We start from the raw sequence: 22,699 nt of genomic DNA on the forward strand, positions 1-22,699 counted from the left end.
GGTCAGCGAGACCGGTACCGCACCGCTGCTGCCGGTGCCGAGCACCAGTCCGGCCGCGACCAGTCCGGACGTGGTGGTGGCCGCGAGGGCGGCCACCAGCTTCCGGGAAACCTTGCGAGGACTCACGGTCTTCCTTCCTCGGTATCGACGACTGACACGAGACCGAATGCGCGCGAGGGTGGCTTTTGGAATGCGGGAGGCCGAAAGGGAATTTTCTTTCCCGGACCGCCGCGCACCGGCCAGAGTAGAGCCGCCGCAGAAGCGCACACAAGCGCGCAGGGCAATTTGTCAGCCGACCATGAACACCCCGTTCGAAATTGTCCACCGACGAGAACCCGCAGCTCAGAAGGAGTATTGACATCCAGGTACGATCTGATACCCGTCTTGGTCGCACGCAAGTGAAAACAGCCAGCCGAATCCGTCACCGAGCACGGGACACCCCTCGGACGATTGCGCGAACACGCATCCGGGGGGCAAACCGCACCGGCGGGTTTGTCAGATCCGGGGAGTGACGGCCGCCCCGGCGACCGGGTGGCGATCCCGCGCGGCGGCGCCCCGGTCACGTGCGCGCCCTCCCCGGGGCAGCCCGGGGTCCAGAGGAGCCGGGTGCGCGCCTGCCCCCGGCGCCCACGGCGCGGTGCGCGGCGGGCGCCATTACCCGGAGGTAACGCAGCGGGGCGTAGAACAGGGGTGCCGCAAAAGTTGTCCGCGTGCGTCAATAGTCCGGCCCCGATGGGGCAGGCCGGTGATGAGTTCCGGACTTTTTCGCGGTGATTGTGTTTCAACACCGTGACTCGGTGCGATGGATGAGGCAGTGTGGGTGGCCGGTCAGGTCAGCCGAACCGGGTGCGAACCCGGTTTCTTCGAGAAAGAACGAGGGACGGGGTCACGCTGTGAAGTCGGGCAAGTCGCGGGTCGGGAAGCACAGGCACAAGCGGCCCAGGGGGCGCGGGGTGATGGCTGCGGCGGGTGCGCTGCTGCTGGTGCCCGTGGCCGCCGCGGGCGAGCCGGTGAACTGGAGCGACCACCCCGAGGACATCATCCCGGCGGCCATGGCCACCGGTGGTGGGCTCATCGGCCTGAGCGCCGGTTCCGGTGCCGCGGACGGCTCCCCGGCGGAGGACAGCGCGCTCGACGCTCAGGTCCTCGCGCTGGCGGGCAACCCCGACCTGCTCGCGTACGGCGCGGGCCCGGAGATCGCCACCCCCACCGGGGCGCTCGGCATCCCCGGCAACATGCTCAAGGCCTACCAGCAGGCCGCGGCCGCCATGCCCGCCGCCTGCAACATGGACTGGCCGCTGCTGGCCTCCATCGGCCGCATCGAGTCCAATCACGCCCGCGGCGGCCGCACCGACGCGGCGGGCAAGACCGCCACCCCCATCCTGGGCCCGGTCCTCAACGGCGGCGGCTTCGCGGCCATCGCCGACAGCGACGGCGGCAGGTGGGACGGCGACGCCCGCTGGGACCGCGCGGTCGGCCCCATGCAGTTCATCCCCTCCACCTGGCGCGGCTACGCCTCCGACGGCAACGGCGACGGCCAGAGCGACCCCAACAACGTCTACGACGCCGCCCTCGGGTCGGCCAAGTACCTGTGCTCGGGCGGGATGAACGTCGCCAACCCCCAGCAGCGCGCGACGGCGGTGTTCCGCTACAACCACTCGGACACCTACGTCCGCACGGTGCTGGTCTGGGCGGACGCCTACGCCAAGGGCGTCACCCCGGTCGCCACCACCCCGGTCACCGCGGTCGACCTGGCGCTCCCGTCGGCCCCCGGCACGGTCGTGCACCCGCCCGCCCCGGTCCCCGCACCCCCCGCGGGCACCCCGGTCCCGCCGCCGGTCACCACCCCGCCCCCGCCGGTCACCACGGTCCCCCCGACCACCCCGCCCCCGTCCACCACGGTCCCCCCGGTCACGACCACGCCCCCCACCACGGCCCCGCCGACGACGAGCACCCCCGGGTGCCCCACCACGTCCCCGAGCGCCCCGCCGACCACCTCGGCCGCGCCCACCACGGCCCCGTGCGCCCCGGCCACGACCACCCCGGCAGGCTCCCCCGCCCCGACCACGTCGGGCAGCGCCGCCGGGTCGAGCCTGACCCCCACCCCGTAACAACCGCACGCGCAGAGGCCGCCACCCCGAACCGGGGTGGCGGCCTCTGCGCATGTCCAGCCAGAAAGCGGACGAAGCGGGCCCCCGAGAACCGCCAGTCCGGCGACCACAACCGCCCACCACCACAGCCACCCCACACGCCACAGGCCCATCACCAGCCCAGCCACCTGAACCCCATCGGCGCGCAGCCAACCACCCCACCAACCGGCGGCCGGACGGCCAGGCACGCCGAATCCCGCCGGACGCAGCCGCCGACCACCCCACCAAGCGCAGACCTGGCGGCCAGCCGCCCGACCCCCACCAGCCACCCCACCAACCGCCAGCCCACCAACCAGCCACCCCGAACCCCACCGCGCGCAGCCGCCGACCACCCCGAAAACCGGCGGCCCGGCTACGGAAATGCCCGGGTGGGTGGATTTGCTTGTGTGGGGGAGCCGATCATGTGCAAGCCTGCCTGGGCAGTGGGGCACTCTTTTCGCCCCACTCGGTCACACCGGGCACATGATCGGCGTAGGGGCCCCGCCCAAGCAGATCCACCCACCCGGGCACGCGAACGAAAATCCCGGCCCTTAAAACCACGGCACGGCCAAGCAGATCAGCCCACCCGGGCCCCAAACCCCCAGGCTAAAGCGCCAGCCGCATCAAACAGACCGCTCAGCAGCCCCAGCACAAGGCCCAGTAGGCCACTGCCCCGCCAACATCTCCAACGCCTCATCCCCGAACGGATTCACCCCAGGCCCCTTGGCCAACGCGTGCGCGACGTGCACGTGCAGGCACTTGACCCGCCCAGGCATCCCCCCAGCGGTCACCTGCGTCCCCAACGACTCGATGGCGTCCCGCTCAGCCAGGTACGCCTCGTGCGCCCGCAGGTAAGCCGCGGCCAACTCCGGGTCGGTCCCCAGCCGATCCGTCATCTCCTTCATCACGCCACTGGTCTCCAGCGTCGAGATGGCCGAGTTGAGCCGGGGGCACGTCGAGTAGTACAGCGTCGGGAACGGTGTCCCGTCCTCCAGCCGCGGGCTGGTCTGGATCACCGCCGGGTGCCCGCTGGGGCAGCGGTGGGCGACCTCGCGGATGGCGCGCGGGGTGCGGCCGAGCTGGTCGGCGACGGTGTCGAAGTCCTGCTGGGCGATCACCGGCCGTTCACCGAGCCCCACAGGTCCTCGTACCACGAGCCGGGGCGGGCGGGGGCGGTGGCGGGTTCGCCCTGACCGGGGTTCACGGCCTGGTCGGGCAGCTCCACCATGTACGGCGTCTCTCCTGGCATCACGTAGCGCAGTCTCTTACGCGCCTCGATCTGCGTCTGCGCCGGGTCCGCCAGCTGGGCCTTGCGCCGCTCCAGCTCGTCGACCTGGGTGCGCAGCTCCGCCTGCCGCTGCTCCTGGGCCTGCACGTCCGAGCGCTGCGACAGGTAGGTGCGCAGCGGGACGGCGACGCTCAGGGCCAGGGCGCAGACCACCGTGGCGAAGACCGCCGCCCGGCGGGTGGTGGACAGACCGAGGATGGCGCGCTTGGCGTTGTCCTTGGCCGCCTTGTTCTTCGCCGGGGCCGAGACCGGCACCGGGTCCGGGACCGAGACCGCGGGCCGGGTGCGCCGGACGCGGGTCGGCCGCTTGGCCGGGGCGCTGTGGCCCCGACCGCGTTCGCCCCCGCGCCCGGCCACCGGTCAGGCCTCCGGGGTGAAGCGGGGGAACGCCAGGTCGCCCGCGTACCGGGCCGCGTCGCCGAGGGTCTCCTCGATGCGCAGCAGTTGGTTGTACTTGGCCACGCGGTCGCTGCGGGCGGGGGCACCGGCCTTGATCTGGCCCACGCCGGTGGCGACGGCCAGGTCGGCGATGGTGGTGTCCTCGGTCTCGCCGGAGCGGTGGCTCATCATGCTGCGGTAGCCGTAGGAGGTGGCCAGGGTGACCGCGTCCAGGGTCTCCGACAGCGTGCCGATCTGGTTGACCTTCACCAGCAGCGCGTTGCCCGCGCGCCGGGCGATGCCCTCCTCCAGCCGGTCGGGGTTGGTGACGAACAGGTCGTCGCCGACGAGCTGGACGCGCTCGCCCACCTCGGCGGTCAGCCGCACCCAGCCGTCCCAGTCGTCCTCGGCCAGCGGGTCCTCGATGGAGACCATCGGGTACGCGTCGAGGAGTTCGGTGTAGTACGCCGTCAACTGCTCGGCGCTCTTCTTCGACCCCTCGAAGGTGTAGGCGCCGTCGGAGTAGAACTCGGTGGCGGCGACGTCGAGGGCCAGCGCGATGTCGCGGCCCGCGACGTACCCGGCCTTGCCGATGGCCTCGACGATCAGGTCCAGCGCCTCGCGGTTGTTCGACAGGCTCGGCGCGAAGCCGCCCTCGTCGCCCAGGCCGGTGGCCAGGCCCTTGGACTTGAGCACCGACTTGAGCGCGTGGTAGACCTCCGCGCCCCAGCGCAGCGCCTCCCGGAAGCTCTCCGCGCCGATCGGCGCGATCATGAACTCCTGGATGTCGACCTCGGTGTCGGCGTGCGCGCCGCCGTTGAGGATGTTCAGCATCGGCACCGGCAGCACGTGCGCGTTGGGCCCGCCCAGGTAGCGGAACAGCTCCAGCCCGCTGGACTCCGCCGCCGCCTTCGCCACCGCCAGCGACACGCCCAGGATGGCGTTCGCCCCCAGCCGGGACTTGTCCGGCGTGCCGTCGAGGTCCACCAGCTTCTGGTCCACGATCCGCTGGTCGACCGCGTCGATCCCGGTCAGCTCCGGGCCGATCTCGTCCAGGACCGCGGTGACGGCCTTCTCCACGCCCTTGCCGCCGTAGCGGGCCGGGTCGCCGTCGCGCAGCTCCACGGCCTCGTGCTCGCCGGTGGAAGCCCCGGAGGGCACGGCCGCCCTGGCCAGGGTGCCGTCGTCGAGGGCCACCTCCACCTCCACGGTGGGGTTGCCCCGCGAGTCCAGGATCTCGCGTGCGCCGACCTGCTCGATGACCGCCACGTGGTGCTCCTCACAACGTCCGAACTACGCCTGATCGAGCCTAGCGGGCCTGCGGCCCCCGGTGCGCGAGGCGTGGCTCTCACCGAGCGTGATCACTCCCGTGGCGGGTCGAGGGACCACCGATCCGCGCGTAGGGTGAGGCGGAGTATGACTGAGCAGCCCGCCAACCCGGTCGAGGCGTTCCGCCACGCTGAGTCGCTCGTGGCGCAACGCAGGCCGCTGGACGCGCTGGCGGCTCTGGCGCCGATCCTCGACGCGGACCCGGACGCCCCGAGCGTGCAACTGCTGGCGGGGCGGGCTTACCTGGGGTCGGCGCAGTTGCGGCGGGCCGAGGGGGCTTTCCGGCGGGTGTTGGAGTTGGATCCGACCGATCACTACGCGCTGTTCGCGCTGGGGAAGACGTTGCAGCGGCAGAGCCGGTTGGCTGAGGCGCAGACGCAGTTGCGGATGGCGGTGGCGATGAATCCGCTGCCGGAGTACCAGGAGGCTTTGGGGGAGGTTTCGGCTCGGATCGCGGTTGAGCGGTCTGACTGAGGCTTGTTCCGGGCCTTGCATCCTGCTGGCGTGGTTTAAGACGCCGGGATTTTATCTGTGGCGCCCGGGTGGGTGGATCTGCTTGGGCGGGGCCCCTACAGCGATCATGCGCCCAGTGTGACCGAGTGGGGCTGAAGAGATGCCCCACAGCCCAGGCAGGCTTGCACATGATCGCTTCCCCCACCCAAGCAAATCCACCCACCCGGGCCTCTGCTTAGCCGGGCCGGCGGTTTTCGGGGTGGCTGGTTTCGCTGCGCCCGATGGGGTTGCGGGTGGCTGGCCGCCAGGCCGCCAGGCCAGCGGGGTGGGGCGGTCGGCGGCTGCGCCGCTGGCGTTTCGCGTGGCAGGCCGTCAGGCCGCCGGTGTGTGGGGTGGCCTGACGGCGGGTCCTAGCCCAGTTCCACGGTTTTCTTGGCGTAGGCGTCGACGCCGCTGTAGACGTCTCGGGCGTACTTGTTCGAGGCGTTGTAGGTGAGGATGGCCTTCCACCAGCCCTGGCCGGTGGCCAGGTCGCCGCCGCTGGCGCACAGGTAGCGGGCGGCGGTGAGTGCGGCGTCGTCGACGTTCTGGGGGTTGGCTGGTTGGCCGTCGCCGTTGGAGCGTTCCGACCAGCGGGTCCAGGTGCTGGGGAGGAATTGCATGGAGCCGACGGCGCGGTCCCAGACCGGGTCGCCGTCGAGGCGGCCCTGGTCGGTGTCGGGGATGGCCTGGACGCCGGGGGAGCCGTCGAGGGGGACGCCGACGATGGGTTTGGTCAGGTCGCCGTTCGGGCCGACCTCGGTGCCGTTGTAGAGGCCGTGGTGGGACTCGACCCGGCCCACGCCCGCGAGGGTGATCCAGGTGAGGTTGCAGCCGGGGGTGGCGGCGCGGGTGCGGGCCTCGGCCTCCACGTAGGCCTGCACGGTGCGCACCGGCATGTCGGTGCGGTCGGCCATGCGCTCCAGCCAGGCCGCCCGGTCGGTGGTGGGGACGGGGCGGGGGGTGGGGACGGCGGTGCCGGGGGCGACGCTCACGGCGGGCACCACGAAGCGGTACGGGCGGGCGCGGGACGAGCGGTCCTCGCCCGCCGACCTGAGGAACACCACGAAGCCCGCGCCGAGGACGAGGACGGCGAGGATCACCGCCACCCGGCCTGCCCCGCGCAGGCGGGGTCGGGGCGGCGGGGACGACGTCGGCCCGGGCTGCGGGGCTTCCGGGTACGTGGTCGGCGGGGGTGTCGGGGATGCGGCCACGAAATCCAGGCTACGTCCCCATCGGGGCAGGTTCGACCAAAGCCGGGCACCGAGGGGCGACGTACCGGCGGTAGGTCGGGCCGGACCCCTCTCCACCTGCGCGGACGTGGGCGGAGCCTGCGGGTGACCGACCCGAAATCCGTTACGGTCGGGTGGCCCGCAGGGCGTAGATCAGCGGGATGCGGGGGGCTTCGGCGGGCAGGGAGAACCAGCCCGCGTCCGGGGCCATGGTGGACCAGCGCGGCCACGGCAGGCGCTCGGTCTCGCGCAGCAGGGTGATCCGCAGGCCCGCGCCGATCAGGGCGGTGACGACCTCGCCGATGCCGTGCGCCCACTCGTGGTGGGTGATGGCCTCCGCCAGCGCCGGGCCGTCGGTGTAGGTGTGGGCGCCGTCGCGCTCGATGGCGCCGCGGCCGCCGAGGTAGTCGTGGCGCAGCAACAGGGACTCGTCGCCGTCCGGGCTGGGGACCGGGCTCAGGGCGTTGAGCAGGGGGTGGAACTCGACCAGGTAGAAGGTGCCGCCCGGCTTGAGCAGGCCCGCGACCTGGGTGGCCCAGGCGTCGAGGTCCGGCAGGTAGCAGACGGCGCCCTTGCCGGTGTAGACGACGTCGAACCCCTCCGCGCCGAGGGCGGAGACGGCGTCGTGGACGTCGGCCTTGACGTAGGTGACCTCGGCGCCCGCGCTCTCGGCCAGCTCGCGCGCGGCGCGCACCGACTCGCCGGAGATGTCGAGGCCGACGGTGTGCGCGCCCTTCGCGGCGAACGCCAGGGTCTCCGCGCCGATGTGGCACTGCAGGTGGGCGACGTGCCTGCCCGCCAGCTCGCCGAGGTCGTCCCACTCGAAGTCGGCGAACCAGTCGGCCGGGTCGCGGGAGGCCACGTCGTAGAACCGGCTGGCGACGTGCACGGGGGTGCGCACGTCCCAGTTGGCCTCGATGGCCTGGATCATGCGGGTGGTGGCGGGGTCCATGCGGCCATGATGCCGGTTCGTCCCCGACGCGCGGGGACGAACCGGCAACCGTCCTACTGCGGCAGTGGCGGCAGTTCCGGCGGGGTCACCGCCGGGCGGGTCTGCAGCGCCGCGAGCGCCAGCTCGATGGCCTTGTCCAACTGGGTGTCGCGGCCCGCGGCGTAGTCCTGCGGGGCCATGACTACCTCCACGTCCGGGTCGACGCCGTAGTTCTCCAAGCCCCAGCCCACGCTGTAGAGGTACGTGGCGTAGCGGGGCTGGGTGACGAGGGTGCCGTCGACGAGCCGGTAGCGCATGTCCATGCCGATGACCCCGCCCCAGGTGCGCACACCGACGACCGGCGCGATGCCCAGGGCCTTGATGGCGGCGTTGACGATGTCGCCGTCGGAACCGGAGAACTGGTCGGCGACCGCGATCACCGGGCCGCGCGGGGCGTCCTGGGGGTAGGTCTCCTCGGCGTAGCCGTCGCGGGCGGTGTTCCAGCCGATGACCTTGCGGCCGAGCTTCTCCACCACGAGCTGCGACAGGTGCCCGCCGCGGTTCTCCCGCAGGTCGACCACGACCGCGTCCCGGCGCAGTTCCAGCCGCAGGTCGCGGTGCAGCTGCGCCCAGCCGGTGGCGACCATGTCCGGCACGTGCAGGTAGCCGACGCGGCCACCGGTGGCCGCGTGCACGTGCGCGCGGCGCCCGGCGACCCACGCCTGGTAGCGCAGCGGCATGTCGTCGAGCAGCGGCACCACGACCACGCGCCGCTTGGCACCGCCGGAGCCGGGGGCCACGGTCAGCTCCACCGGGCGGCCCGCGGTCCCGGCGAGCAGCGCCGCGGGGCCGGTGGCCGGGTCGACCGGGCGGCCGTCGACGGCGGTGATCGCGTCGCCCGCGCGGACCGCGACGCCGGGGGCGCGCAGCGGGGAGCGGGCCCTCGGGTCGGAGCTGTCGCCGGGGACGATGGCGGCGACCCGCCAGGCGCCGTCGTCGTCGCGGGTGAGGTCGGCACCGAGCAGGCCGAGCCTGCGCTTGCCGTCGGCCTGCCCGCCCGGCGGTATCACGTAGGAGTGCGAGGTGCCCAGTTCGCCGTGCACCTCCCAGAGCAGGTCGACCAGCTCGTCGTGCGAGCCCACCGCCCCCACCAGCGGGCGGTAGCGGTCGAGCACGCCCGCCCAGTCGACGCCGTTCATGTCCGCGCGCCAGAAGTGGTCGCGCATCAGGCGGCCGGTCTCGTCGAAGGCCTGCCGCCACTCCCCCGCCGGGTCGACGGTGACCCGGACCCGGTTGAGGTCGACGGTGATGTTGTCCTCGCCGCCCTCCTCCGGGTCGGCCTTGCGGTCGGCGGGCAGCACCCGCAGCCGGGCGCCGTCGCGGACGGCGATGCGCGTGCCGTCGCCGCTGGGCCACACCCGGTCCAGGCCCTCGACGAGCACGTCGGTCTTGAGCTTGGCCAGGTCGAAGCGCTCCAGCACCGAGCGCGGGGCGGGCTCGCCCAGCTCGTCGAGGTCGTCGCCGAGGCTGCCGCGGACCGGGTCGCGCAGCCACAGCACGCCGCCCTTGGCCGCGAACAGCCGCGAGTAGCGGGCGGTCGGCACCGGGAAGGCGATGACCCGCTCGGCGATGCCCTCGACGTCGACAGTGGTGCGCGGGGCGTCGTCGGGCCCGCTGTCGCCGTCGCGGCCGTCCTTGTCGTCCTTGCGGTCGTCGTCGGCGCCGAACGGGCGGCCCTCGCGGACCGGGGCGAACGGGGACGGCGTGGCGGCGGCCAGCGGCACCAGGTAGGGGCGCGAGCCGCTGGCGAAGGACAGGTCGAACACGTGCACGTCGTAGATCGGGTCGAAGCTGCGGGCGGAGAGGAACGCCAGGTGCTTGCCATCGAGGGTGAACGCCGGGTCGGAGTCGGCGAAGCGCATCCCGGTCACCTCGACCACCGACCGGTCGCTGGTGTTGACCATGCGGATCTGCCGCAGCGGCTCCGGCCCGGGGTGCGACCAGGCCAGCCAGGTCGAGTCCGGGGAGAACGCCAGGTCCTGCGGCTCACCGGACTCCGAGCGGGCCACCTCGTCCAGCTCGCCGCTGTCCACGTCGACCAGCAGCAGCCGCGAGTCGTGGGTGACCGCGGCGACGCGGCGGCCGTCCGGGGACGCGGCCAGCTCCAGCACCCGCCCGAGCTGCCCCAGCCCGATCCGGCGCGGTTCCACCCCGGGTTCGCGGCCCGCGACCGGCCCGAACTCCAGCGCGTCCTCGCCCTCGGCGTCGGTGACCCACACCGCCTCGCCGGTGCCGCCCAGCACCACCGGGAGCCGGGCGCGCGCCCCGGGTTCCACCGACAGCGCGCGGACCGGACCGTCGCGGTGGGTCAGCCAGTGCACGGTGCCGCGGACCTCGACGGCGCTGGCCCGGCCGGTGCGGTCCACGCCCACCGAGCCCAGGTGCCGGGACGGGACGACCGGGTGCGGGGCGCGGGCGTTGCGCGGCCCGCCGAGGCGGATGTCCAGCTTCCTCGGTTCCGCGTCGAGGCCCTCGACCAGCCACACCGCGCCCGCCGAGTGGTAGACCACCCGGGTGCCGTCGGTGCCGGCGTTGCGCGCGTAGAAGTCGTGGTCGCTGTGCTTGCGCAGGTCGGTGCCGTCGGCGGCGCAGGAGTAGAGGTTGCCGACGCCCTCGTGGTCGGACAGGAACGCGATCCGGCCGCCCACCCACATCGGCGACACCAGGTGTCCGTCCACATCGGACAGGATGCGGGTGAAGCCGCCGGTCCCGTCCGGGTCGACCCAGACCTTGCCCGCGGTGCCGCCCCGGTAGCGCTTCCACCAGGCGGGCTCGCGGGAGATCACCGAACCGAGCAGGACCGCGCCGGTGCCCGCCACCTGCAGGGCGCCGACCGGGCCGTGCGGCAGCCGCTCGGCCGGGCCGGGCTCGACCGGCACGGCGTAGGCCCAGGTGCGCCGGGTGGAGTGCTCCCCGGTGGCGCTGCGGGCGAGGACCCGGCCGTCGGGCAGCCAGCCCAGCACCTGGGTCGCCACGTCGCCCCAGTGCGTCAGCCGGGTGCTCGGGCCGCCGTCGACCGGGGCGACGTGCACCTCGGGTTCGACGTCGCGGGTGCTGGTCCAGGCGATCAGACCGCCGTCCGGGGAGAACCGGGGGTTGTCCACCGGTACCCGGTCGGCGCTGACCCGCCACGCCCGGCCGCCGTCGAGCGGGGCCGACCAGACGTCGTCCTCGGCCACGAAGGTGATCAGGCCCGCGTGCAGGTGGGGGAATCTGAGATAGGCGTCGGTCACCCTGTCAAATTAGCGACCGGGGCCGGGTCCCGTCCTAGTTTTCCCGAGCGGGCCAGTACCGGCGCCAGCCGTCGTGGTCCATCCGGGCCGGGTCCACCCCGTCGGCCCTGGCGGCGAGTTCCGCGGCCCGCACGTCGGCGGTGAAGCGCCGGGCGACGGCGCGGGCGGCGTCCTCGGGGTCGGTGCCGTCGAGCTTGGCCCGCGCGGCGGTGGCGAACAGCCGCGCGCCGACGTCCTCGCCCGCCGGGAGCAGGTCGGCGGGCAGGTTGGCCCTGGCGGTGCGCTGGGTGAGCTTCGCGGCCAGGGCGAGCGCGGGCTGACCGGACGCCACGCCGTCCACACAGGACTCGCGACGCTTCTCGGTCTGCTTGAGCTCCTCCCAGCGCAGCTCCTGGGTACCCGCGTCGCGCACGGCCGGGTCGCCGCCGGAGAACACGTGCGGGTGCCGCCCGACCAGCTTGGTCACCAGGTCGCGGGCCACGTCGTCGACCGTGAACGGGTCGGCCGCGTCCTCCTCGGCGACCCTGGCGTGGAACAGGACCTGCAGCAGCACGTCGCCGAGTTCCTCGCGCAGCGCCACCCGGTCGCCCTCGTCGATGGCGTCGAGCAGCTCGTAGCACTCCTCGACCAGGTACTGCCGCAGCGACGCGTGCGTCTGCTCGGCGTCCCACGGGCACCCGCCCGGGGAGCGCAGCACGTCCATCACCCGGGCGGCGGCCAGCAACCCGGTCCCGGGGGCGGCGAGCACCGGCACCCCGAGCGCGGTCAGCGCCTTCGCGGCGGGCAGGTCGAGGTCGTCGACGACGAGCACGACGGGTTCGGCGGCGGCCAGCTCGACCAGCGCCCCCGGGGGCGGGTCGCCGAGGGCGGGGTCGGTGGCGAACAGGTGCGCGGCGGCCCGCAGCGACGGCAAGGCCGCCGAGGGGATGACCCCTTCGGCGGCCAGTACAATCGCGCTGCCCTGGTGGGGCGTGCTCACCGCTGCGCTTCGACCTTCACCGGCACCAGCACGCCGGTGGACTCCGCGTCGCCCGCCGCCAACCGCATGGCGACCTGGTCGAACACGCCGTAGCGGGGGCTGATCTTCACCCCGACCCGGTCCACCCACGACTGCAGCACGCGCTGCCCGAACGGGATGGCGATCTGCAGCGGGTTCTTCGCCGCACCGGCCTGCGGCGCGGACACCTCGCGCTCGCGGATCAGCGCGATGATCCACGACGCGTTCTGCTGGTTCGGCTGGAACGCGACCACGGTGTTCGGCTCGGTGCCGAACAGGGCCGAGGACTCCAGCCCCTCCTGCGCCGTCGGGGTGGTGGTGATGGTCTCCCACTGCAGCGCGCCGTCGGCGGTGTCCTGCTTCTGCACCGCCGCGGCCCGGTCCAGGCCGACGGCGAGCTGCTCGGCCTTGGCCAGCGCCTTCTCCCGCAGCGACCCGGTGGCGCCGTCCTGGCCGGGGGCCAGGACCGCGTAGTCGAAGGTGACCTTGACCGAGTTCAGCTCGCGGTCGCCGATCGCGGCGAGCGCCAGGTAGTCGCGGGCCAGGAACTCCGGCTCGAACACCTTCGTCGCCGCGGTGGCCACGATCGCCTCCGGCGCCGCGGTCCCGTCGGTCGGCAGCGGCTCGGTGCTGGACCGGATCTGATCGGCCACCTGCGACAGCTGCGCGGGGTCGATGGTCACGGGGTTCTGCGCGGTGTAGGAGGTGATCAGCTCGTGCATCACGAGCTGGGTCAGCACCTCGCGCGAGAGGTCCCCCAGCTTGTGCTGGTCGGCGAGGGTCTGCGCGGCGGGCTCGGCCTTGACGGCCCGGTCCACGAGTTCCTGCACCTGCCCCACCCCGATCGTCCGCCCGTCGACGATCGCGGCGGCGTTGACCTGGCTCGGCCCGGAGGCGCAGGAGCCGAGCACGAGCCCGAGGACGACGGTCAGCACGGCGGCAGCGCCCCGGCGGCGGATGACTGTGGTCACAGTGGCACACCCTCTCACAACCACGCTGAGCAACGCACGAGCACCCGTTCGGGCGACGAGCTTCGTGGCCTGGTCACAGCGGGGACCGCGCGCCGGGCGCGTCAGCCCCGCGCGGTCCGGTCCAGGATGTCGATCAGGCCCCGGCACAGGGTCGGTGCGTCGGCGGGGTGGACCGCCACCCACCCGGCGCCGCCCGGTCGCGGGGTCCGCACCAGGGCGTAGCGGCCGTCCCCGGGGACGTCGAACCAGGACAGGACCGGGCCCCGCGCGCGGTCCACCCGCACGCCGAACTGGCCCGCCCTGGTCCGGGGGGCGTGGACGAGGTCGGTGAACGGCCTGGCCTGCTCCGCCCGGTCCGCGGGCCAGCGCCCGCCGGGGCGCCGACCGGGCGGGGCGGGCGGGATGCCGCGGACGACCGCGTCGACCAGGGCGGAGACGCCGATGTCCCGCAGGGTGATCGGGCCACCGGTGAGCTGGTCCGGGCCCGGGGCCTGGAGGGCGAGGACGGCCCGGCGCCCGGTCCGGGCGGCCAGGGCCCGGTACGGGGAGCCCGCGCCGCGGGCGTCGAGCCACACCGAGTCCACCGCGGCCTCCGGGGCGGCCAGCAGCCGCAGGGCGGATTCCAGGTCCGGGCTCGGGCGGCCGTGGCGGTCGAGGAGGCCGAGGGCGCGCAGCCCGGCCCGCACCTTCCCGCCCGCGACGGCGGCCTCGGCCTCGGTCAGCCCGTGCCTGCGGACCTGGACCGGGTACGGCAGCACGTCGAGGCCCGTGCGGTCCCACAGCTGGGCCAGTTGTTCCGGGGTGAGGGTCCAGTCGCGGGTCGCGGTGGTCACCGGGTCTCGCCGATCACCGGGGTGACGGAGGACAGGCCGTGGCTGAACAGGGCGTCCTTGTCCTCCTCGACCACGTACCGGGAGCGGTGTTCGGCGTCGTCCTCGGGTCGGCCGCCCGCACCGCCGCCACCACCCATGGGCATGCCCGCGGCACCGGGCGCGGCCGCGGCGGGCCGCGGGGTCTCGGCGAGCGGGCGGGCGAACGCCTGCGTGGTGCCGGGCTGCACCGGACCCCGGCGGGAACCGACCGCGGCACCGCCGTTCACCGCCTCCTGGGAGGGCGTGGGCGCCACCGGGCCGCCGCCCGGGTGACCACCGGCGGAGGCCGCGGCGGAAGCACCACCGGGGCCGAAGACGCTCGCGGCGGAGGTCTGGGTGGTGACCTCCTGGCTGATCGCCAAGTCGGCGGGGGCGACGACCGGGGGCTTGGGCGCGGTCGGCGCGGGAGCCTGGACCTGCGCCTGCTCCACGGGGGCGGCGACGGCGGGGGGCTCGGTGTACGGGACCGGGACGCCGAGACCGGTCCACATGGGATAGCCCGCGCCGCCGACCGGGGTGCCCGCGTACGCGCCGCCGGGGCCGTACTCGACCGGGGCGGACCCCCGGACCAGGCCGGGCGGGTCGGGGAAGGCGGGCACGGTCGCGTCGGCCTCGCGGTACCCGGCGGTGATGAACGCGTCCATCACCCGCACCGCCTCGGCCTTCGCGTTCTCCTGCTCGGCGTGCTGGTCGAACAGGTCCTGCTCCGGGGTGGGGCTGAACAGCGCCCGCTGCCAGTCGAGGTCCCTCGGCTCCGGCAGGTTCGTCTTCGCCTGCCGGGCGGCGAGGTCCGCGGCGAGCATCCGGATCCCGGTGACGGCGGTGACCTGACCCAGGGCCTGCCCCCAGGCACCGACCGGGGTGGTGGCCGCGGTGGCGGAATCGGCCGCCGCGCCCTGCCACCCCGAACCCAGCGCCGCCGACAGCTCCCGGTCGAAGGCGGCGAAGTCCTCGGTGATGCGGGCGCCGATGCGGCTCCACTCGTGGCCCGGGGTGCCCCCCGTGCCGGAGGTGATCCGGTCCACCAGCGCCACCATGTCCCGGTGCCGCCAGGCCCGCCAGTTGTCCACGGCCCGGATGGAAGCCGGGTCGTACCCCGCCACCGAGGCGTCGAAGTCGGCGGCGATCCGCCGCAACCGGGCGGGCAGGTCCTCGTCGGAGGCGCTCATGCCCACCCCACCCCGCGCAGCGCCGCGGCCGCGCCCGCTTCGTTGTCCCGGTAGGCCCGCGCGGTCGACTCGAAGTGCCGCGCGGCGGCGTCGAGCCCGGAGCGCGCCGACACCAACCGGGCGATCAACCCGTCGGGGGCGGTGCGCTTGTCGGCGAACTTGCCCGTCAGCCCCCGTCCCAGCGCACACGCCCCGAAGTCGGGGTCCACCAGGCCCTCCACGGCCCGGATGTGCTCGTCCAACCGGGCGATCTGCCCCCGGCACGCCGCCGCGGCCCGTTCAGCCGCACCCGGGTCGACCGCCAGGAAACCGGAACCGGACACCAACCCCACCTCACCCACCTGCACGCACCGACGTGGACAACTTCGCCCGGCGACGACGGGTCGTTACGAGCCGCTGGGCGTCGCTACAGGCCGATCACCGGGGGAGCGGTGGCCTCATCGGTGCCGAAGAGGCCCTCCGGGTCGGCCTCCACCAGGTAGTCGGGACGCTGGTGCTCGAGGTCGTCGTCACCGGAACCACGGGCCCCGCTCCCGGCACCCGCACCCACCCCGGCCGCGCCGGGTCGCCCGGCACCGCGAGCGGTGGGCGAACCGCCCGCTCCGACCGGTCCGCCGGGGTGGGACGCACCGGCACGGGCACCCGTTCCCGGCCCACCGGAACCAGGTCCACCGCCGGGGCCCCTGCCGCCGAGCCCACCGGACTCCCCGCCCGGCCCACCGCGCCCCACCCCACCGCGCACCACCCCGCCGCCGAGACCGATCCCGCCCGCGGAACCGGGACCGCCGCCTGCCCCGAGTCCCCACGACACACCGTCGGGCCTGCGACCGGCACCGTCCCGAATCCCCGGTCCGAGGTCCGCGCCCCCGGTCGGAGCGCTGACCGTTCCCGCTCCCGAACTGACGGTCTGCCCCGGCGTCCCGCCGACAACCGGAGCCGATCCACCGACAACCGGGATGACGGGACCGCCCCCACCGGACCCACCCCCGGGTCGACCGGGGCCGCCCCGGGGACCCGGTCCGCCTGCCGAGTCCGACCCCGCCGTGATCGGTGCGGGCTCCCCGATGCCACCGCCCCGGTCACCCCCTCCGCCCCGTGGGCCGACCCCACCGGGTTCACCGCCACCGGGGTCCACGACGGGCGGTGGCGGGGCGAACGCGGGGGCTGCAGCAGCGGTCGCTGTCAACGTCTGGTCGTAGGCCCGCACCGCCTGAGCCGCCTGCTTGTGCGCGGCCTCTTGGGCGGCGGCCTGCTGCTGGTCCTGCTGCGCCTGCTGGGCGTAGGCCACCGGATCGGTGATGGTCTGCAGGTGCCGGGCGGCCGAAAGCGGGTCGTAGGGCGGGTTCGGCGGGGGCGGCACCGTGTTCTTCGCGGTGGCCAACGCCTGCGCCTGCTGGTTCCCGACCGTCCCGGCCAACTGCGCAGCCCGCCCCGCCTCACCGGACTTGTTCGCCAGCAACGCCAACGCCTGCCGGGCACCATCGGCGGCCGCACCCTCCCAAGTAGACTCACTGCTGCCGATAGCCTTGGCCACCAGGTCACCGAACCCGACCATCCGGTTGCCGACCTCGATCCACGACTCGGCCACGGCCCCCACGGCGCCCGGGTCGACCCCGTTGTTCACCGCGTCGTACAACTGCTGGTGCGGAACGCCTTCGTAGTGGACCCCGGGAGCACCCGGGGCGGAGCGGGTCAACGTGTCCTGCCGCAACTGCCGAGCCTGCGCGTCGAGCTTGTCTTCGGTCTGGGTCAGCACGTTGAGCGTCCCCATGAGCGCCCCGAACAACGGCCCGTAACGCCCCACGCCCTCCGCCATGAACCGCGCCCGCAGTTCTTCCACGGTCGGGACCCGCCCGTGGACGTGAATCCCGTACTCCTGCGCCACCTCAGCGGGCGGACGGTCTCCCACCATCGTCCCCAGCCCCCTACGATTCCGGCAGATTCGGCTCGATCAACTCAGCCGCCCGCAACGCCAGCTCACACGCCGCATCCTGGTTGCCACGCAAATCACCAGCAAGAACATCCACCCGGGATGATGCAGTCACACCCAGGAAGACAAAGCAACCGCCGGTGGTGGTCCGCATCTGCCTGGCCTGGTGCGACCCGATCGAGAGATCACTTATCGGCCCGTTCACCACCACCCCGGCAAGCCCCACATTGGTACGTATCCCGGGCGAGACAGACCCTTCGGCGGTCAGGTGCACGCAGACGTGTTCGGTGCCCACCTTCTCGGCCTTCTCGGACTCAGTGATCTGCAAAGCCGCTTTGTCAGCGGTGGTCAGCAGGTCACACGGATCCATGTCGGCCAACGTGTCGCCCTTCTCGGGTGCGGACACCGTCGTACTCGGTGAGCCCGCACCGGTTCCCGACACACCGGTGGTCACCGAACCCGGCTCCGGAACAGCCGACCCCGTCGTCCGAGCAGCGCCACACCCGGCCAAGACGAAAGCACCGATCACCACAGCGGCCGCAACCGATCCTCGCACGCCCACAGGCGCCTTTCCGATCACGTGACGATGCCCTCTCATATGTGCACCGAGGAGATGCCCCTGCCAGCAGCCTGGTCACTGTCATCGTAGGACGCCATGGACTTGCGCAACGCCGCCTCCACGTCAGCCAAGTCCCGTTGCAGGCGCATCAAAAACGGAAGGAACCCCTGGACCGGATCAGTGGCGATCGACGCCATGAACGGCTTGTACACCTGCGCCGCAGGCGTCTGCCCCAATGCCGGTTCCTGACCGAGCCTGTCAGCCTTGCGGAGTATCGCGTCCACGTCGCGCTGCATCTCCGTGACGGCGCTGATCAGGGCGTCCGCGCCGGGACCGGAGACGGTGAACCCCCGGTCGGCGGCGACGCCGAGTTGGTGCACGGCGGCACTGATCCCCGCGAAGCTCGCAGGCAGGCTCATCGTCACTCCCCCCCATCCCCCCGAACACCCAGCGTGAAAACCGTAGCAAGTCGGTCGGCGTCGATTACACGGTTTGAGACGATGCGTCGAATTGACGCGGTTCCTCCTCCGATCAGGTGAATCTGGCCAGCACGCGCTGGATTTCGCGTTCGAGCCGGGCGTGGTCGGCGGGCAGGTAGGTCACGTGCAGGCGGCCTCCTGGCCCGCGGCGGTGGTCACGGCGTAGCGGCCCACGTCGGTGTCGACCCAGGAGATGGCCTCGCTCGGGTCGGGTTGGGCGGGTCTGCCGCGGGTGCTGATCAGGAACGCGCCGCCGCCGCGTCGTGGTCTGGCCAGGATCCGCCGTGCCGCGTGGAAGTCCCGGCCCGCGCGGTCACCGGCGCGGTCGGAGCGCCGCAGGACCGTGGTCGGTGACTGCTGCACGGCGGCGGGGGCGGGAGAGTCGGACACAGTCACGGAGTTGCCCGGTCCCGCCGGGAGCGGGGGCACCGTGTCGACCACGGCGCGGGCCACGCGTTCGGCGGGTAGCGGGCGGAAGGCGATGCGCCCGTCCCGCAGCACGGCGAGCACACCGCGGGTGCCGTTGAGCACCGCGAGGGCGGTGACCTGCGCGCCCCCGGCCATGCCGTTGACGGCGATGGACACCCGGCCGGTGGCGTGGAGGCGGAGGACCGCCTCCAGGTCGGGGTCGAACCGGCCCCGGTGGATGAGCCCCCGACTGCTCAGGCCGGCGTTGACCGCGGCGAACAGCTCGGCCCGACCGAGGCCGCCGAACACCGGTGCGGTGAACGGGAAGCGCCACACCGGCAGGTCCAGCGCCGAGCCCAGCGCGTCCAGTTCCGCGAGCGAGCACTCGATCCGAGGCATGTTCGACATCGTGGCACAGCGGCCGTCGCGCAGGCCCCCGATCAGCCGACCCGGGCGGGGCACTCACATCCGCCATCAGCGGCCCGCCAAGGCGGAGCGCCCACGGCCGCCGTCACACGCCCGCCGGGGCGGGGGCGACCTCCAGCGATTTCAGGAAGCCCGCGCACCAGTCCAGCAGTTCGCGGTCGCGCAGGACCGGGGCGCCCATCCGGCCGCCCGCCGCGCCCTCGGTGGGGCGGGGGACGGTGACGGTGTTGGTGACCGCCTTGTGCACGGCCTTCGGGTGCAGCCGCTTGAGGCGGACCAGTTGGGAGTCGCGCAGGGGCAGGGGGGCGAAGCGGATGCTGCTGCCCTGGGCGATGGCCTCGGTGACGCCGTGGGCGCGGCAGGTCTGGCGGAAGGCGGCGACGGCGAGGAGGTTGACCACCGGCTGCGGCAGTTCGCCGTAGCGGTCGACCAGTTCCTCCCGCACCGCGTCCAGGCCCGCGGCGTCGGGGGCGGCGGCGAGCTTGCGGTAGGCCTCCAGGCGCAGCCGTTCCCCCGGCACGTAGTCGTGCGGGATGTGCGCGTCGACCGGGAGGTCGACGCGGACGTCGGCCAGCTCCTCCTCGTCCTCGGCGCCGGGGGCGCCCGCGTGCTTGCGGAAGGCCTCCACCGCCTCGCCGACCAGGCGGATGTAGAGGTCGAAGCCGACGCCCGCGATGTGGCCGGACTGCTCGGCGCCGAGGATGTTGCCCGCGCCGCGGATCTCCAGGTCCTTCATGGCGACCGCCATGCCCGCGCCGAGTTCGGTGTTCTGGGCGATGGTGGCGAGCCGGTCGTGCGCGGTCTCGGTGAGCGGGGCCTCCGGCGGGTACAGGAAGTAGGCGTAGCCGCGTTCGCGGCCGCGGCCCACCCGCCCGCGCAGCTGGTGCAGCTGGGCCAGGCCGAGCATGTCGCCGCGCTCGACGATGAGGGTGTTGGCGTTGGAGATGTCCAGGCCGGTCTCGACGATCGTGGTGCACACCAGCACGTCGTGCTCGCGCTCCCAGAACCCCTGGATGATCTTCTCCAGCCGGTCCTCGTTCATCTGCCCGTGCGCGGTGACCACCCTGGCCTCGGGGACGAGTTCGCGCAGCGCCCGCGCGGCCTTCTCGATGGAGGAGACCCGGTTGTGCACGAAGAAGACCTGGCCGTCGCGCAGGAGTTCGCGGCGGATCGCGGCGGCGACCTGCTTGTCGTCGTAGGCGCCGACGTAGGTGAGGATCGGGTGGCGGTCCTCCGGCGGGGTCAGGATGGTCGACATCTCGCGGATGCCCGCCAGCGACATCTCCAGGGTGCGCGGGATCGGCGTGGCCGACATGGTCAGCACGTCGACGTGGGTGCGCAGGGCCTTGATGTGCTCCTTGTGCTCGACGCCGAAGCGCTGCTCCTCGTCCACGATGACCAGGCCGAGGTCCTTGTAGCGCAGGCCGGTCTGCAACAGGCGGTGCGTGCCGATGACGATGTCGACCGTGCCGTCGGCGAGGCCCTCGATGGTGCGCTCGGACTCCTGCGCGTCGGTGAACCGGGACAGGCCCTTCACCGTGACCGGGAACGAGTGCATCCGCCCGGCGAAGGTGGACAGGTGCTGCTGGGCCAGCAGCGTGGTGGGCACCAGCACGGCGACCTGCTTGCCGTCCTGCACCGCCTTGAACGCCGCGCGGACCGCGATCTCGGTCTTGCCGTAGCCGACGTCGCCGCAGATGACCCGGTCCATCGGGACGCCGCGCATCATGTCGGTCTTGACCTCGTCGATGGCGGCGAGCTGGTCGACGGTCTCGGTGAACGGGAACGCGTCCTCCAGCTCGCGCTGCCACGGGGTGTCCGGGCCGAACGCGTGGCCGGGGGCGGCCTGCCGGGCGGCGTAGAGCTGCACCAGCTCCGCGGCGATCTGCTTGACCGCCTTCTTCGCCTTGGCCTTGGTGTTCTTCCAGTCCGATCCGCCGAGCTTGTTCAGCGTGGGCAGTTCGCCGCCGACGTAGCGGGAGACCTCGTCGAGCTGGTCGGTGGGCACGAACAGCCGGTCGCCGGGGTGCCCGCGCTTGGAGCTGCCGTACTCCAGCACCAGGTACTCGCGGGTGACCGAGCCACCGGAGGTGTCCTTGGTGGCGCGCTGCACCATCTCCACGTAGCGGCCGATGCCGTGCTGCTCGTGCACCACGTAGTCGCCGGGCTTGAGCGCCAGCGGGTCGACCGCGTTGCGCCGCCGCGACGGCATCTTGGTCGACATGTCGCGGGTGGAGGTGCCGTGCCTGCCGCCGGTCAGGTCGGACTCGGTGAGCACGACCAGCGCGCACCCGGGCAGGCTGAACCCGTCCTCCAGCCCGGCCCGGACCACGGTGACCCGGCCCGCGGGCGGTGCCCCGGTCAGCCCGTCCTCGGCGAACGCGGCGGTGACCTCGGCCTCGGCCAACTGGTCGACCGCGCGCTTGCCGGTGCCCGCGCCGGGCACGACCAGCACGGCGGCGCCGCCCGCGGCGGTGTGCGCGCGCAGGTCGGCGAAGGCGCGGGCGATGTCGCCGCGGTAGGACTCGACGGGGTGCACGTCGAGCGGGACCGCGTTCTCGTCGGTGAGCTGCGACAGCGTCCACCAGCAGCGGCCCGCGTCGCGGGCGTGCGCGGCGACGTCGCCCAGGTCGCGGTAGGCCGAGGCGCCCAGGTCGATCGGGGCGGTGCCGCCACCGGCGGCGGCCATCCAGGACGCCTCCAGGAACTCCTGGCCGGTGCGCACCAGGTCGTGCGCGCGGGTGCGGACCTTCTCCGGGTCGTTGACCACGACGTGCGTGCCCTCGGGGAGGGCGTCGGTGAGCATCTGCATCTCGCCGGGCAGCAGCGCCGGGATCAGCGCCTCCATGCCCTCGGACGGGATGCCCTCGGCGAGCTTGGTCAGCATCTCGTGCAGGTGCGCGTCGGACTCGTGGTGCCCGGCCAGCGCGGCGGCGCGGGCGCGGACCTCCTCGGTGAGCAGCAGCTCCCGGCACGGCGGCGCGGTGACCTCGGTGAGCTCCCCGGGCAGCGACCGCTGGTCGGCGACGGCGAAGGAGCGGATCTCGGAGACCTCGTCGCCCCAGAACTCCACCCGCAGCGGGTGCACGGCGGTCGGCGGGAACAGGTCGACGATGCCGCCGCGGACGGCGAACTCGCCGCGCTTCTCCACCATGTCGACCCTGGCGTAGGCCAGGTCGGCGAGCCGGGCGAGGACGGCGTCGAAGTCGGACTCCGCCCCGACCTCCAGGTGCACCGGGGTGAGTTCGCCCAACCCGGGGGCCATCGGCTGGATCAGGCTGCGCACGGTGCAGACCACGACCTTGAGCGGCCCGGCCGGGTGCTCTTCGGGGTGGGCGAGCCTGCGCAGCACGGCCAGCCGGGCACCGACGGTGTCCGCGCGCGGGGACAGCCGCTCGTGCGGCAGCGTCTCCCAGGACGGGAAGTCGGCGACCGCGTCGCGGCCGAGCAGGTCGCCGAGGACGGCGACGAGGTCGTCGGCCTCGCGGCCGGTCGCGGTCACGGCCAGCACCGGCCTGCCCGCGCCCACCAGCGCGGCCACCACCAGCGGCCGGGCCGCCACCGGGCCCTGCATGGCCATCGCCGGGGCACCGGCCGCCTCGGCCACGGCCAGGCAGGCCGGGTCGGCCAGCAGGGTGTCGAGAAGGCCGTGCAGCACGGCCGGGGCCTGGGACACGAGTGCGCCTGTCCTTTGCGGAGGTGGGTGTGGTCATCGAGTTCGGACGCGGACATACCCCTGCCGGGGAGGTGTCACCGGTGGGGGTACTCGGCTGCCAAGACTACGCACTGGCACCGACAGTCGTCGCGCCGATAGCG

At 73.6% G+C, this 22,699-nt stretch carries 18 protein-coding genes; 2 read left to right on the forward strand and 16 right to left on the reverse strand.

The window, feature by feature from the left end; all coding sequences use genetic code 11:
• The first annotated feature begins 956 nt into the window (after nt 1–956).
• Nucleotides 957–2,111 (forward strand): lytic murein transglycosylase, encoded by a 1,155-nt coding sequence (locus L6E12_RS32540; RefSeq protein ID WP_236231760.1) that lies wholly within the window; start codon nt 957–959, stop codon nt 2,109–2,111.
• Between the two features lie 641 nt (nt 2,112–2,752).
• On the opposite strand, the gene L6E12_RS32545 is transcribed toward L6E12_RS32540, so the two are convergent.
• The 3 genes from L6E12_RS32545 to eno are packed head-to-tail and all read right to left on the reverse strand — an operon-like array spanning nt 2,753 to nt 5,064.
• Nucleotides 2,753–3,247, reverse strand: a complete 495-nt coding sequence (locus L6E12_RS32545; protein WP_236231761.1) for a DUF501 domain-containing protein — start codon at nt 3,245–3,247, stop codon at nt 2,753–2,755.
• Nucleotides 3,244–3,774, reverse strand: coding sequence for a septum formation initiator family protein (locus L6E12_RS32550; protein WP_374201980.1), 531 nt, complete (start codon nt 3,772–3,774; stop codon nt 3,244–3,246). Before L6E12_RS32550 ends, L6E12_RS32545 begins: the two co-directional genes overlap by 4 nt.
• A gap of 3 nt (nt 3,775–3,777) precedes the next feature.
• Complete coding sequence (gene eno, locus L6E12_RS32555; RefSeq protein ID WP_110078986.1) at nt 3,778–5,064, reverse strand: phosphopyruvate hydratase; 1,287 nt, start codon at nt 5,062–5,064, stop codon at nt 3,778–3,780.
• Nucleotides 5,065–5,211: 147 nt separating this feature from the next.
• On the opposite strand from eno, the gene L6E12_RS32560 reads away from it, so the two are divergent.
• Nucleotides 5,212–5,598, forward strand: coding sequence for a tetratricopeptide repeat protein (locus L6E12_RS32560; RefSeq protein ID WP_236231762.1), 387 nt, complete (start codon nt 5,212–5,214; stop codon nt 5,596–5,598).
• Between the two features lie 389 nt (nt 5,599–5,987).
• Here the strand turns inward: L6E12_RS32560 and L6E12_RS32565 are convergent, their stop codons facing one another.
• The 13 genes from L6E12_RS32565 to mfd form a co-directional block, all read right to left on the reverse strand.
• On the reverse strand, nt 5,988–6,830 hold the full coding sequence (locus L6E12_RS32565; RefSeq protein WP_236231763.1) for a lytic transglycosylase domain-containing protein: 843 nt from the start codon (nt 6,828–6,830) through the stop codon (nt 5,988–5,990).
• Nucleotides 6,831–6,972: 142 nt separating this feature from the next.
• Nucleotides 6,973–7,800 (reverse strand): class I SAM-dependent methyltransferase, encoded by an 828-nt coding sequence (locus L6E12_RS32570; RefSeq protein ID WP_236231764.1) that lies wholly within the window; start codon nt 7,798–7,800, stop codon nt 6,973–6,975.
• Nucleotides 7,801–7,853: 53 nt separating this feature from the next.
• The gene (locus L6E12_RS32575; protein ID WP_236231765.1) at nt 7,854–11,072 is read right to left on the reverse strand and encodes a S41 family peptidase; all 3,219 of its coding nucleotides are present in this window, start codon (nt 11,070–11,072) and stop codon (nt 7,854–7,856) included.
• Between the two features lie 34 nt (nt 11,073–11,106).
• Nucleotides 11,107–12,051: a MazG family protein gene (locus tag L6E12_RS32580; protein ID WP_236231766.1), complete on the reverse strand. Its 945-nt coding sequence runs from the start codon at nt 12,049–12,051 to the stop codon at nt 11,107–11,109.
• Complete coding sequence (locus L6E12_RS32585; RefSeq protein ID WP_236231767.1) at nt 12,048–13,040, reverse strand: hypothetical protein; 993 nt, start codon at nt 13,038–13,040, stop codon at nt 12,048–12,050. Before L6E12_RS32585 ends, L6E12_RS32580 begins: the two co-directional genes overlap by 4 nt.
• Nucleotides 13,041–13,141: 101 nt before the next feature.
• Entirely contained in the window at nt 13,142–13,873 is a 732-nt protein-coding gene (locus L6E12_RS32590; RefSeq protein WP_236231768.1) for an ESX secretion-associated protein EspG, read from the reverse strand.
• A complete protein-coding gene (locus L6E12_RS32595; RefSeq protein ID WP_236231769.1) occupies nt 13,870–15,081 on the reverse strand; it encodes a hypothetical protein in 1,212 nt (403 codons plus the stop codon). Before L6E12_RS32595 ends, L6E12_RS32590 begins: the two co-directional genes overlap by 4 nt.
• Complete coding sequence (locus L6E12_RS32600) at nt 15,078–15,404, reverse strand: hypothetical protein (RefSeq protein WP_236231770.1); 327 nt, start codon at nt 15,402–15,404, stop codon at nt 15,078–15,080. The genes L6E12_RS32595 and L6E12_RS32600 overlap by 4 nt, the downstream gene beginning before the upstream one ends.
• Nucleotides 15,405–15,487: 83 nt before the next feature.
• Nucleotides 15,488–16,993: a hypothetical protein gene (locus L6E12_RS32605; RefSeq protein WP_236231771.1), complete on the reverse strand. Its 1,506-nt coding sequence runs from the start codon at nt 16,991–16,993 to the stop codon at nt 15,488–15,490.
• A 13-nt stretch (nt 16,994–17,006) separates the two neighbouring features.
• Nucleotides 17,007–17,609: a DUF3558 family protein gene (locus tag L6E12_RS32610; RefSeq protein WP_236231772.1), complete on the reverse strand. Its 603-nt coding sequence runs from the start codon at nt 17,607–17,609 to the stop codon at nt 17,007–17,009.
• Nucleotides 17,606–17,989, reverse strand: a complete 384-nt coding sequence (locus tag L6E12_RS32615) for a hypothetical protein (protein ID WP_236231773.1) — start codon at nt 17,987–17,989, stop codon at nt 17,606–17,608. The genes L6E12_RS32610 and L6E12_RS32615 overlap by 4 nt, the downstream gene beginning before the upstream one ends.
• Before the next feature lie 180 nt (nt 17,990–18,169).
• On the reverse strand, nt 18,170–18,856 hold the full coding sequence (locus L6E12_RS32620; RefSeq protein ID WP_236231774.1) for an ESX secretion-associated protein EspG: 687 nt from the start codon (nt 18,854–18,856) through the stop codon (nt 18,170–18,172).
• Between the two features lie 112 nt (nt 18,857–18,968).
• Nucleotides 18,969–22,559: a transcription-repair coupling factor gene (mfd, locus tag L6E12_RS32625; RefSeq protein ID WP_236231775.1), complete on the reverse strand. Its 3,591-nt coding sequence runs from the start codon at nt 22,557–22,559 to the stop codon at nt 18,969–18,971.
• Nucleotides 22,560–22,699 lie beyond the last annotated feature (140 nt).

The organism is Actinokineospora sp. PR83 (assembly GCF_021056305.1).
GTDB lineage: Bacteria > Actinomycetota > Actinomycetes > Mycobacteriales > Pseudonocardiaceae > Actinokineospora > Actinokineospora spheciospongiae.